This window comes from Arthrobacter sp. Soil_N43 (assembly GCF_057655195.1).
Window position 1 is genome coordinate 1 of record NZ_JBDGML010000123.1, and the last position, 12,700, is coordinate 12,700.

Sequence of the window (12,700 nt, forward strand, 5' to 3'; positions counted from 1 at the left end):
ACCGCCGGCCGCACCACCCTCACCGGCGAAGGCCTGCAGCACGCCGACGGCCACTCCCCCATCCTCGCCGCCACCAACCCGGCAGTGGTCACCTACGACCCCGCCTACGGCTACGAAATGGGACACATCGTCCGCGACGGCATCGAGCGGATGTACGGACCGGACTCCGCGGACCGGAACCTGATGTACTACATCACGGTCTACAACGAACCCATCACCCAGCCAAACGAACCTGAGAACCTCGATGTCAACGGTGTGCTGAAGGGCATCTACCGGGTATCGGCGTCGGAAGCTAAAGGTCCCAGGAGCCAGATCCTGGCCTCGGGTGTCTCCGTGCCGTGGGCCATCGAGGCCCAGCGGATCCTGGCTGAGGACTGGGGCGTCTCCGCGGACGTCTGGTCCGTCACGTCCTGGAACGAACTGCGCCGCGACGGTCTCGCCGCCGAGGAGGAAGCGTTCCTGAACCCCGGCGAACCGGCACGGGTGCCGTTCGTGGCCCAGCAGCTGGCCGATGCGCAGGGGCCCATCGTGGCGGTCTCGGACTACATGAAGGCCGTCCCGGACCAGATCCGCCAGTTCGTCCCGAACGAGTTCGCCTCCCTCGGGGCAGACGGCTTCGGCTTCTCCGACACCCGCGCCGCAGCACGCCGCTTCTTCAAGAACGACACCCACTCCATCGTGGTGAAGACGCTGCAGCTGCTCGCGGCGAGGGGCGAGGTCGAGGAGGGCGCGCCGTCGTACGCCATGGACCGCTACAAGCTCCTGGATGTCAACGCGGGCACCACCGGCGGAGCGGGCGGCGAGTCCTGACTGTTAGTGGCTGAGCCAGCGGATAGCGCAAAACGACGGCGGCCCCCACCTTCCGGTGGGGGCCGCCGACGGGCGTTTCGTAAGAATGAGTCAGGTGGAGGTGAGGGCCGCGCGCCGGTCCACGATGAAGCCGGTGGCTGCGCTCTCCCGCACCGCGGTGATGCCGGCGACTACTGCCTTGATGTTCTGGAAACTGGGTGAAACCGCAACCAGCGTGCCGTCGTCAGCCTTCAGCCTGAAACGGAATGCTCCCTGTCCCGCGCTCACTATTTCGAATGTGCTTGCCATCTGTACTCCTTCTGCCGGCCGCGTCATTGCAGCCGAATGTGACCCCCCAATTGCCAACACGACATATACGAGGTTAGCGGCCACTAACTGGGGTAACCACCCCTACCAACCGGTAGTTTTCTCCCGGCAACTCCCGTCTAAGGTGGTGACATGGCAGACTTTCCGGCGCCAGCCACCACCGCCGTCCTCCTTGCCGCGGGGGCCGGCACCAGGCTGGGCCGCGGCCCGAAGGCCCTGCTGCCGTTCCGGGGACGCACCCTCGTCGAAGTGCTGGCCGACGTTCTGTCCGGCGGCGGCTGCCGCGAGGTGGTGGTGGTGCTCGGTGCAGGCGCACAGGCGGTGCGGGCAGCAACCGATCTCCACCGGCACGCCGTGGTGGAGAACCCGGCGTGGCCGTCCGGCATGGGGAGCTCGTTGCGGCTGGGCCTTGCCACCGCCCGGCCCGGGGACCATGTGCTGGTGGCCCTCGTGGACCAGCCGGGACTTACGCCGGAAACCGTGGCCCGCCTGCTGCAGGCACACCGGCCCGGTCGGGTCACGGCTGCCGCCTACCCCGATGCCTCAGGCGTACTTCGGCGCGGGCATCCGCTGCTCCTCGACGCCTCGTTGCGCTCCGATGCCGCGGACTCGGCTTCGGGTGACGCCGGCGCGCGGCACTTCCTTCAGGCCCACCCCGGGCTGATTGATCTGGTGGACTGCACCGCGCCTCCGGGCTCAGGCCAGTCCGGCGGGGAAGACCTCGATACCCCGGACCAGCTGCACCTGCTTGGCTAGTGCCGCTGCTGCAGCGTCCCCGCTGCGAGAAGTTCCTGCAGTCCCTCTTTGAAGCGGGCCCTACCGCCATGGGCAGGGTGCCTGATTTTCGGCACGTCGAGGCCGCTGCGGCGGACGCTTTGGTGCGCGACGTTCCCCACTGCCACCACGGTTTCGATGGGAAAAAGCCTGGTGAGGTCCTGCCAAAACGGCGTGCCCAAAGCCGCCTCAGCGGATGTCGGCGTGCGGTTGGACAGCGGCTGTCCGGGCACGTGGGTATGCCACGGGCAGGCGCTCCACAGCACGGGGAGGACGTCGAGCTCGGCCAGGACCTCCCACATTACGGTCGCCGTCGGCTCCGCAGCGACGGTCGCTGCCTCCGGCGGCAGAGCATACCCTTTCCCCGGCCCGAACAGCCCGAAGGGATTGGCGGCCCCCTGGAACATGGTGCGGTTGGTAAAGGGAACGCCGGTAATCCTCATGCCGCGGAAACCCGGAGCTTCGCCCACCAGCAGCACCTTCGGTGCCCGGTGCAGCATTTCCCCGAAATACGCCGCCAGGTTTTGCCGGCGCAGGGCATTTGCGGGAGCTGAGTGGTCGAAGAAGTTATTGCACCCGGGTGGGGTTTCCACGGCGGCGAGCCGGTCAATAAAGGCATCGAAGGATGACGACGTCATGCAACGCCCGCTTTCCCCTTCACACAGGACACATCACCAGCGGGGGTGGATTGCCTCGCGGAAGTAGTGGTCGTAGATCCAGCGCACTCCGTCATCGAATTCCTCGCCCAATGCCACACCGGCCGCAGCGGCGTTGGACCGGGCCTGCTCCACATTGCGGGCTCCGGGAATGACCGACGTGACACCCTCCTGGGCCAGGATCCAGGCGATGGCTGCCTGTGCGGTGCTGGCGCCCTCCGGCACCAGGTGTTCAAATTCGGCCACGGCCTTGAGCCCCAGGGCGTAATCCACGCCGGAGAAGGTCTCGCCGACGTCGAACGAATCGCCGCTGCGGTTGAAGTTCCGGTGGTCGTCCTCGGCGAACGACGTGTCCTTGGTGTACTTGCCCGACAGCAGCCCCGACGCCAGCGGCACGCGGGCGATGATTCCCACGCCGGCGGCCTTCGCGGCGGGAAGCACCTCGTCCAGCGGCTTGAGCCGGAAGGCGTTGAGGATGATCTGCACGGACGCGGTGCCCTCATGGCGCATCGCTTCGAGGGCCTCGTCCGTGCGCTCCACGCTGACACCGTAGTTCTTGATGGCGCCTTCGGAGACCAGAGTGTCGAGGGCATCATAGACCTCGGCGTTGCTGTAGACAGCGGTCGGCGGGCAGTGCAGCTGGACCAGGTCCAGGGAATCTGTGCGCAGGTTGCGCCGGGAACGGTCCACCCACTCGCGGAAGTTGGCGAGGTTGTAGTTTTCCGGCTGCTGCTCCAGCCGGCGGCCCATCTTGGTGGCAACGGTAATGTCCAGCCCGGGGTTGTCCACCAGGAAGGCCCCGATGGCCTGCTCGCTCCGCCCGTCACCGTAGACGTCGGCGGTGTCGAAGAACGTCACGCCGGCTTCCGCCGAGGCGGCCAGGACGGCCCGGGCCTGTTCCGGGTCAACGTTGCCCCAGTCCGCACCGAGCTGCCACGTGCCGAGTCCGACGACGGAAACATCCCGTCCGGTTTTACCTAAAGTCCGTTGTTCCATCCCCCGACTATATGTTGCCTGTGAGGCTGGGCCTTGACGGTGACGGGACGAGTCCCGCCTCCTTCAGGCCCAGATAGATCTTGTCCCGCGCAATCGGCAGTTCGGCGAACCGCAGGCCGGTGGCACTCCTGATGGCATTGGCCAGGGCCGGCGCCACGGGGTTGAAGGGGCTCTCGCTCATGGACTTCGCACCGAGCGGTCCCAGTTTGTCGTTGGTCTCGGCGAAGTACACCTCGCTCCGCGGCACGTCCGCGAAGGACGGGATGTGGTACTGGCGGAGGATGTCCGTGGTGACGCGTCCGCCGTCGTCCACCCTGACTTCTTCATACAGCGCGGCGCCCAGCGCCTGCGCGATGCCGCCTTCGATCTGGCCGCGGCACTGCCGCGGATTCACCACGACGCCGGCGTCCGCGGCCTGCACGCTCTGCAGGATCCGCAGCTCCCCGGTGCCGGTGTTCACGGCAACCCGGAAGCCGTGGACGTTGAATGCGACGGACCGGGGCGTACCGCCCCAGCGCCCTTCCGCGACAAGCTCGACGCCGGCGTCCGCGGCTTCGCGCGCGAGGTCTGTCAGCGGCACGCGGGTCCCCTCGCACACCACGGCGTCGCCGTCGAGTACGCAGCCCGACGCCTGGACCTGGCGGACTCCTGCGGCGAATGCCCGGATCCGTACCGCCAGTTCCTCTGCCGCGGTGAGCGTCGCCTTGCCGGCCACGACCGTTCCGGCAGACCCGAAGGCGCCGGTGTCGTGCTCGACCAGGTCCGTGTCCGACTGCCGCACGTTAACCTGCCCCGCCGTGGTGGACAGCGCCGAGGCCGCAAGCTGGGCGTGGACTGTGGTGGTGCCGTTGCCGAATTCGGCAGTCCCGACGTCGGCCGCGTACGTCCCGTCCGGCAGAAGCCGGAGCTTCGAATGAGCGAAGTGCCCCCGCGGCGGGACGGTGTCGATCATGGACAGCGCGGTGCCCTCGCCGGTGACCCAGTCCGGCCCCAGGTCATCCAGCCCGGCCTCACGGTACCGCTCGCGGCCCCGCTGCAGGGCGTCCTGCACCAGCCGGGTGCACTGGTCCAGCCCGTAGCTGCCGTAGTGGACGTCCTCTTCCGGCTCGGAATGCGTGGAGAGCATGTCGTCACCCTCGCGGACCATGTTGCGGCGGCGGAATTCGAGCGGATCCATGCCGATGCCTGCGGCCAGTTCGTCGATCCCGGATTCAATGGCGAAGATCATCTGGCTCAGGCCATAGCCGCGGAAGGCGCCGGCGGGAACCGTGTTGGTGTACACCGCCTGGGCATCGACCTTCTTGTTCGCGCACTTGTACACGGCCAGGGATTCCCCGCACCCGTGGAACATGACACCCGGGGCATGGTTCCCGTAGGCGCCGGTGTTGGTGAGCACGTCCAGCTGCAGGGCCGTGAGCCGGCCGTCGTTCGCGGCGCCGGCCTTGAGCCTGATGGCGAACGGGTGCCGGGTGGTGCTGGCGGTGAACTGTTCGGTCCGGGTGAACTCCAGCTGCACCGGCCGTTTCAGTTTCAGGGCCGCGAGCGCCACGATGTCCTCGGTGAGCACCTCCTGCTTGCCGCCGAACCCGCCGCCCACCCGGCCTGCCACCACGTGGACCTGTTCCTCCGGCAGCGAGAAGAGACGGCAGAGCGTCCGCCGTACCAGGAACGGAACCTGGCTCGAGGTGCGGATGTGCAGCCGGCCCTCCCCGTCGACGGAGCCGATGGAGGAGTGCGTTTCGAGCGCCACGTGCTGGACGCGCTGCGTCCGGTACGTCTGCTCGTGGATGACGTCGGCCTCCGCGAACCCGGCCTGCACGCTGCCCAGTTCGGAGTGCAGTTCGGCCACCACGTTTTCCTTCGGCCGGCTGATCCTTGCCGTGGCGCCGTCCTTGTCGCCGTGGATGGCCGGCGCTCCGGGAAGAATGGCGTCCTGCGGCGTGAACACCGCCGGCAGTTCCTGGTACTTCACGTCCAGTGCCCGGACACCCGCTTCCGCTGCCTGCACCGATTCGGCCACGACGGCTGCAACGCGCTGGCCGCGGAACCTCACCACGTCATCCAGCAGGCGGGTGTCATCGGGGTCGTCCGTGTAGAGCTCGTGCTGGGCCGTGGAAAACAGCTGGGCCGGCGCATCCTCATGGGTGAAGACGGCCACCACCCCGGGAACGTTCAGGGCCGCGGCCTTGTCGATCGAGATCACCCGGGCATGGGCATGCGGGGAACGGAGGAGCTTCAGGTGCAGCAGTCCCTGAAGTTCGTCGGCCGGCACGTCCAGCGTGTAGCGGGCCTGTCCGGTGACCACCGCGCGGCTGGCGGGGGCGGGCACGTCGTCCCCGAGCTGTCCCGGGGGCGGCTCCGGCTGGCCTTCACCGGCGACGCCGGATCCCGGGCCTTGCGGGTCGGGGTGCCCCTCGTAGCCGCAGATGGCGTCGCCGATGGCGCGGTAGCCGGTGCAGCGGCAGAGGTTGCCTTTGAGGTTGCGGGGCAGGTTCTCCTTCTGGGATTCGTCGAAGGTCGCGGCGGTCATCACCATGCCGGCGGTGCAGAACCCGCACTGGAAGCCCTGCCGGTCCAGGAACTGCTGCTGCATCGGATGCAGGCCGGCACTGCCCGCAGCGCCTGCCAGCCCCTCGATGGTGGTCACGGCATGGCCTTCGGCACGCACTGCCGGATAGATGCAGCTGTGTACGGGCGTGCCGTCCACGTGCACGGTGCAGGCTCCGCAGTCGCCGCCGTCGCAGCCCTTCTTGACGCCCAGGTTGCCCTGCTCGCGCAGGAACGTGCGCAGGCATTGGCCCGGGCGGGGTGCGGTTCCGGCGGGTACTCCGTTGATGTCGATGGTCATGCTCAGGTGTCTTTCTTCGCGGCGGTCGGGGTGCGGGCTGCGTGCCGTTCCGGAGGCCAGAAATCGCCGGATACCGCCCGGGGCCGGGTACCCTCCGGCGCGGCAAGCTCGCCGCGGATCTCCTCGGCCAGCCGGTAGGTCATGTCGCGGCGCCACGCGGGCAGCCCGTGGATATCGTCGTGGTACAGGGCGTCCGGGATGGCCCCGTCCAGCGCCTGGTCCAGGTCGGCGGCGTCCGGCACCTGGCCGAAGCGCAGCTGCACCGGCCGTTTTGTCGCGGCGGTGACCGTGAGCGTGAACTGCCCGCCGGCGTCGAGCCGTCCAAGGAGCAGCACACCCGACCGTCCGAGGTTGCTGAGAGACAGGCGGCGGAACGCCACGCGTGAGGACAGCGCAGACGCAGGAAGCCTGATGCTGCGCAGCAGTTCCCCACGGGCCAGGGCATTCTGTCCGTCCCCCGTCACCAGGTCCGTGACGGTCAGCTCCCTGCTGGCGCCGCCCGGACCGAGGATGGTGGCTGTGCCCTCGAGCCCCGCGCAGAGCGAGATCATGGGCCCTGCCGGCAGGGAGGTGCAGAGGTTGCCGCCCACCGTGGACATGTTCCACACCTTGAAGGACGCCACGAAGGACTCGCAGCAGGGGCGGATGAGGTCGAGGCCAGGCCACTCTGCTGCGGGTCCGCTGGCAGCCTCCGCCGAGTCCGGAAGGGCGTACAGCTCCGCGATCGTGCACGTGGCGGCGAGCTCGATCCCCGTGTCTGTCACCGTGATGGCGGGCCAGTCCGCCGAGCCAAGGTCCAGCAGGCGCCGAAGCGGCTCGGACCCGAAGGCGTAGCTGCCGTAGGAGAAGAGGACGGTGCCGCCGGCCAGCCAGGCGTCGCCGTCGCGCCATTCGGCCGGATCGGTGGTGCGGACCACGGCCTCGATGGTGTTCATGTCCATGGCGTCCCGTGTTTTTCTGTTGAGGTGTCTGTTGAAGTGGCGTCTGTTGCGGTGTCTGCTGGGGAGATGTCTGCGCTGAGGTGGTGGATGGGGCCGGCACCGTCCCGCAGCGGGGCGCAGGTGGGCACTCCCCTGCCGGCGGCGATCAGTTCGGCCGTGATCGAAACGGCCACCTCCGCCGGCGTGACGGCTCCCAGGTCGAGCCCGATCGGGGAATGCAGGCGGCCCAGGTGTTCGGGTACAACGCCCAGGGCGAGAAGTTCGTCCACGCGCTGGCGGTGGCTGCGCCGCGAGCCCATGGCTCCCACGAAGGCAACGTCCAGCGCCAGCGCCTGTTCCAGCAGCGGAATATCGAATTTGGGGTCGTGGGTGAGGACGCAGATGGCGGTGCGCGCATCGATTCTTCCGGCGGCCGCCTCGGCCGCGAGGTAACGGTGCGGCCAGTCGGCCACCACGTCATCGGCGGCCTCAAAACGGGCCTGGGCGGCAAACGCAGGGCGCGCGTCCACGAGCGTCACGCTGTACCCGAGCAACTTCGCCGCCGGGACGAGGGCCGCCCCAAAGTCGTTGGCGCCGACCACCAGCATGCGCGGCGGCGGCAGTCGGCTTTCCACGAGGAGCGTCACGGGCTCTGGCCGGAGGATGTCTGCGCCCTCCGGGCGGTCCCCCTTGACAGGTGCCGCAGTCAGGCAGCCCCCGGCCGGGGCGAGCCGGACCAGGCCGGTACGTCCACCGCGCAGCAAGGGGTCCAGCTGTGCTGCTGCCGCGTCCAGGGCGCGGCGGGCGGCCCCGGCATCCGCTCCTTTTTGCGCGCCGCGGCGCGGATCGTCCAGGCCGAGGAGCGCAGCCAGCGCGGCGGACTCCGCCGCCTTGAACGTTGACGGCTCCGGAATGACGACGGCGCCGCGCCCGTTGCGGTCCACCCTGCGGATGAGGGCCAGGGGGCTCTGCGGCGCCTGCCGCTGCAGCAGCTCACCGAGGTGGGGACCCCCGGGCGCGTCCAGGGGTTCGATGTGGACCTCGAGCTGGCCGCCGCAGGTGAGTCCGACCGCGAAAGCATCAGCAGAACTGTAGCCAAAGAGCTCAAGCCGCGTGCCGCCGTCGTGCAGTGCCTCCAGCGCGGCCTCAACCACCGCCCCCTCCACGCACCCGCCGGAGAGGCTGCCGAGGACGTCGCCTGACTCGGACACCATCATGGAGGTGCCCATGGGCCGCGGCACGGAGCCGCTGGCGCCCACCACGGTGGCAACAGCGCACCGTTGTCCTGAGGCCGCCGGCAGCCAGCCGGCGAGGGAAGGCATCAGGTCCAGCATGGCTGCACTCCCTTTTCCTGGGCTGCGATAGTTTCCATATTCTCGTTCCTATCAGTGGCCGGGGGAAGCACCGGCGGTTGTGGCGGGGCGTCAGTTTGGTTGCGGTTTGCTGGGTTGAGGTGCAGGGACGGGTTTCACGGGGGTGGACCGGGGCAGGCCCCATCTGCCTGCCCCGGTCCGGTCTTTGCGGCTCCTACGCGCCGAGCAGCGCGCTCACCGGTCCGCGGGCGAAGTAGACCAGGAATCCCGCGGTCACTACCCACATGAGCGGATGGATCTTCTTCGCCTTGCCGGAGGCAGCTCCGATCACCACCCAGGACACGAAGCCCACGCCGATGCCGTTGGCGATCGAGTAGCTCAGCGGCATGGTGACGATCGTCAGGAAGGCGGGCAGCGCCACCGCGAACTTGGTGAACTTGATCTCGCGGATCTGCGCCATCATCATCGCGCCCACCACAACCAGCGCCGCCGCGGCAACTTCCAGCGGCACCACGCTGGTGAGCGGGGTGAGGAACATGGAGCCGAGGAACAGGACGCCGGTGACCACCGAGGCCAGCCCCGTGCGGGCGCCTTCCCCGATGCCCGCCGCTGAGTCGATGTACACGGTGTTGGAGGATCCGGACGTCGCACCGCCTGCCACTGCCCCGACGCCTTCCACGATGAAGGCGGATTTGAGCCGCGGGAAGGTCCCGTCCTTGTGGGCCACGCCGGCGCTCTTGGCCAGGCCCGTCATGGTGCCCATGGCGTCGAAGAAGTTGGTGAACACCAGGGTGAAGACCAGCATGGTGGCGGCGAGCGCACCGATCCGGCCGAAAGCACCGAAGAGGTCGAACTGGCCCACCAGGCCCAGGTCCGGCGCGGAGACCAGCTGGCCCGAGAGGACCGGCGTGTTCAGGTGCCAGCCGCCCGGATTTGCCTTGGTGGCAGGCCCGATGTGGAACACGGCCTCCACGACAGCCGCCAGCACGGTGGTGGCCACGATGCCGATCAGCAGCCCGCCCTGCACCCTGCGGGCGACGAGGATGCCCATCAACAGCAGGCCCACGATGAACACCAGGGTGGGCACGGAGGTGATGGAGCCGTTGTCGCCCAGCTGGACCGGAGGCCCGCCGGCGGTGGAGCGGACAAAGCCGGAGTCCACGAAGCCGATGAAGGCGATGAACAGGCCGATGCCCACTGTGATGGCTGCCTTGAGCTCCCGGGGGACGGCCCGGAAGATCGCGGTCCGCGCGCCGGTGACGCCGAACAGCACGATCAGGATGCCGTTGATGACCACCAGCCCCATCGCCTCGGCCCAGGTGACCTCCTGGATGACGGCCACGGCGAGGAAGGAGTTGATGCCGAGTCCGGCGGCGAGCCCGAAGGGCAGGTTGGCGACCAGGCCGAAGAGGATGGTCATGACGCCGGCCGTGAGCCCGGTCACCGCACCGACCTGTGCGGCGGACAGCCAGCCGCCGGCCACGTCTGTTGGTGCGTTGTCTGCGCTGAAGCCGCCAAGGATCAGCGGGTTGAGGATGACGATGTACGCCATGGTGAAGAACGTGACCAACCCGCCGCGGAATTCACGTGCCAGGGTTGAGCCGCGTTTGGTGATGTGGAAGAAGCGGTCCAGGAAAGCGTTCGACGCCGGTGGCCGGTTTCCCGCATCCGTTCCGGACTGCGCGGACTGCCTGCCCGGCTTATGCGTGGCGTGTGTAGTCCCGGTCTCGGGGCCTTCGGGGGTCTTGTCAAGGATGGTCATTGGAACCACAGGCCCTAGTAGTCGATCCTGGAATCGAGTGTGTTCCAGGTGTTGAACGGCTCGAGAATGGCCGGGGACTGCGGTCCGCCGAGCCCCAGCTTGGAAACCGGCATGAGGGCGTCCCGGTCGTCGTTGTCGAAGTACTCGTAGAAGACGGCGTCGTCGAAGCCGACGGAGGCGGCATCGTGACGGTCCGCCGCGAAAATCACGCGGTCGATGCGCGCCCACAACGCCGAGGCGAGGCACATGGGGCAGGGCTCGCAGCTGCTGTAGAGAATGGCTCCGCGAAGGTCGAAGGTGCCCAGCTCGCTGCAGGCCCGGCGGATTGCCGTAACCTCGGCGTGGGCGGTGGGATCGTTGGTGGCGGTGACGCGGTTGACGCCGTCGAACGCCTGGCCGTCGGCGGTGACAATGACCGCGCCGAACGGCCCCCCGCTGTTGAGGACGTTCGCGGTTGCAAGCTCGATGGACCTGGCCAGGAATTGTTCGGCCGTGACGGTGGTACTCATGATGCGCTCCCTTGGAGTGGAAGCCGGTACCCCGTGGCGGGATCAAACACCAGATGCGACGGATACCAGGCTTCAGCATGTGCTTTGAAGGTTTAGTTGCGCCTGGTAGATAGCTTCCCGGTCTCCGGGTGCCCGCCTTTGGCAAAATCGAGATTAGCACCGGACTGTGGCCTGCGCCATAGTTTCCGGAAAATTAATTTCGTGATGTGAAATCCGTGTTACTGAGCTTTCACACCGGTGGTCACAATCAGTGGTCAGAATGCGAGCGTTGACGGCAGCCCGGGCCGCCTCCTAGTCTGGGCCCAACCGCCGCACGTCCGGCGGGCCCCTGGATCAGCAGACAGGGCACCACTGAGCTGGCATTTCATCGGCACGCTCAGACAGGAACCCACCATGACCCCTGAATCCGTCCCTACATCCGAACACCCCGGATCCCGGCTGTGGATCCGCAATCCCCTCGCCGCATTCTCCGCCAACAGCCTCGACGCCTCGGGCGGGGTGGTGGTCAGCGGAGGCAGGATCACCGAAGTGCTGGGCTCGGGCGAATGGCCGTCCGCACCCTGCGAGGAGACCTTCGACGCCTCGGCACACGTCCTGCTCCCGGGCCTGATCAACACCCACCACCACTTTTACCAAACGCTGACCCGGGCCTGGGGGCCGGTGGCCAACGCTCCCCTGTTTCCGTGGCTGCAGAACCTGTACCCGGTGTGGGCCCGGCTCACGCCACGGGATCTCGAGCTCGCCGCGACGGTGGCCCTCGCCGAACTGCTGCTCTCCGGCTGCACGACGGCGGCCGACCACCACTACCTGTTCCCGGCAGGCATGGAAGACGCCATCGACATCGAGGTCGGCGCCGTCCGGCGGCTGGGGATGCGGGCCACGCTCACCCGCGGTTCCATGAGCCTGGGACAGCACGACGGCGGCCTGCCGCCGCAAACGACGGTGCAGACGCCGGACGTGATCCTGGCCGACAGCGAGCGCCTGATCGGGAAGTACCACGAGCGCGGCGACGGTGCCGTGATCCAGATTGCGCTGGCACCGTGCTCGCCGTTCTCGGTGACCAAGGAAGTGATGGCCGACAGCGCACTGATGGCCGAGCGGCTGGACGTCCGCCTGCACACCCACCTGGCCGAGACCCTGGACGAAGAGGAGTTCTGCCGGGAGATGTACGGACTGCGCACCGTGGACTACCTGGACAGCGTGGGCTGGCTGACAGCGCGGACGTGGCTGGGGCACGGCATCCATTTCAGCGATGCCGAGATTGCCCGGCTGGGCGCCGCGGGGACCGCCGTCGCGCATTGCCCGACCTCAAACATGCGGCTGGCCTCGGGCACCGCCCGCGTCCTGGAACTCGAGGACGCGGGAGCCCCCGTGGGGCTGGGAGTGGACGGGTCGGCGTCGAACGATGCCTCCAACATGATCCTTGAAGCGCGGCAGGCGCTGTACCTGCAGCGGCTGCGCTACGGGGCGCAGGTGCCGGTGGAGCGGGCGCTGGGCTGGGCCACCCGCGGATCGGCGGCGGTGCTGGGGCGCGGTGATCTAGGGCAGCTGGCTCCGGGGATGCAGGCGGACCTGGCCCTCTTCACCCTGGACGAGCTGCGGTTCTCCGGCAGCCACGATCCGGTCGCGGCCCTGCTGCTGTGTGCCGCGGACCGTGCAGACCGCGTGATGGTGGGCGGGCAGTGGCGGGTGGTGGACGGACAGATTCCCGGGCTGGACATTGCCGGGCTCATCGCTGAGCACTCGGCCGCGGCCCGCCGGCTGGTCAACGGCTGACGTCCCGCCGGCCAACTGCTAGCGTGGCGC

At 68.4% G+C, this 12,700-nt stretch carries 11 protein-coding genes; 3 read left to right on the plus strand and 8 right to left on the minus strand.

Annotated elements, in window-relative coordinates; all coding sequences use genetic code 11:
- Positions 1-810, plus strand: an 810-nt coding sequence (locus AC3A3W_RS19410; RefSeq protein ID WP_487444728.1) for a transketolase-like TK C-terminal-containing protein, incomplete at its 5' end; no start/stop codon positions are given.
- 90 nt (positions 811-900) lie between these two features.
- Here AC3A3W_RS19410 and AC3A3W_RS19415 read toward each other — a convergent pair.
- Positions 901-1,098, minus strand: coding sequence for a YegP family protein (locus AC3A3W_RS19415; protein WP_487444729.1), 198 nt, complete (start codon positions 1,096-1,098; stop codon positions 901-903).
- A gap of 150 nt (positions 1,099-1,248) precedes the next feature.
- On the opposite strand from AC3A3W_RS19415, the gene nboR reads away from it, so the two are divergent.
- Positions 1,249-1,872: a nicotine blue oxidoreductase gene (gene nboR / locus AC3A3W_RS19420; protein WP_487444731.1), complete on the plus strand. Its 624-nt coding sequence runs from the start codon at positions 1,249-1,251 to the stop codon at positions 1,870-1,872.
- On the opposite strand, the gene AC3A3W_RS19425 is transcribed toward nboR, so the two are convergent.
- The 7 genes from AC3A3W_RS19425 to AC3A3W_RS19455 all read right to left on the minus strand — a co-directional run bounded on the left by AC3A3W_RS19425 (position 1,869) and on the right by AC3A3W_RS19455 (position 10,894).
- Positions 1,869-2,528 carry a uracil-DNA glycosylase gene (locus tag AC3A3W_RS19425; RefSeq protein ID WP_487444732.1) on the minus strand — a complete coding sequence of 220 codons (660 nt, stop codon included), beginning with the start codon at positions 2,526-2,528 and terminating at the stop codon, positions 1,869-1,871. The two genes, nboR and AC3A3W_RS19425, sit on opposite strands and share 4 nt — an antisense overlap.
- A 33-nt stretch (positions 2,529-2,561) precedes the next feature.
- Positions 2,562-3,542, minus strand: coding sequence for an aldo/keto reductase (locus tag AC3A3W_RS19430; protein WP_487444734.1), 981 nt, complete (start codon positions 3,540-3,542; stop codon positions 2,562-2,564).
- Positions 3,543-3,549: 7 nt separating this feature from the next.
- Positions 3,550-6,390 carry a molybdopterin-dependent oxidoreductase gene (locus tag AC3A3W_RS19435; protein ID WP_487444736.1) on the minus strand — a complete coding sequence of 947 codons (2,841 nt, stop codon included), beginning with the start codon at positions 6,388-6,390 and terminating at the stop codon, positions 3,550-3,552.
- A 2-nt stretch (positions 6,391-6,392) separates the two neighbouring features.
- Positions 6,393-7,331, minus strand: a complete 939-nt coding sequence (locus AC3A3W_RS19440; RefSeq protein WP_487444737.1) for an FAD binding domain-containing protein — start codon at positions 7,329-7,331, stop codon at positions 6,393-6,395.
- The gene (locus AC3A3W_RS19445; RefSeq protein WP_487444739.1) at positions 7,322-8,644 is read right to left on the minus strand and encodes an XdhC family protein; all 1,323 of its coding nucleotides are present in this window, start codon (positions 8,642-8,644) and stop codon (positions 7,322-7,324) included. The genes AC3A3W_RS19440 and AC3A3W_RS19445 overlap by 10 nt, the downstream gene beginning before the upstream one ends.
- Positions 8,645-8,837: 193 nt before the next feature.
- Entirely contained in the window at positions 8,838-10,385 is a 1,548-nt protein-coding gene (locus AC3A3W_RS19450) for an NCS2 family permease (protein WP_487444741.1), read from the minus strand.
- A 14-nt stretch (positions 10,386-10,399) separates the two neighbouring features.
- Entirely contained in the window at positions 10,400-10,894 is a 495-nt protein-coding gene (locus AC3A3W_RS19455; protein ID WP_487444743.1) for a nucleoside deaminase, read from the minus strand.
- Positions 10,895-11,287: 393 nt separating this feature from the next.
- Here AC3A3W_RS19455 and AC3A3W_RS19460 point away from each other — a divergent pair, with 393 nt between their 5' ends.
- Positions 11,288-12,670 carry an 8-oxoguanine deaminase gene (locus AC3A3W_RS19460; protein ID WP_487444744.1) on the plus strand — a complete coding sequence of 461 codons (1,383 nt, stop codon included), beginning with the start codon at positions 11,288-11,290 and terminating at the stop codon, positions 12,668-12,670.
- Positions 12,671-12,700: the final 30 nt, after the last annotated feature.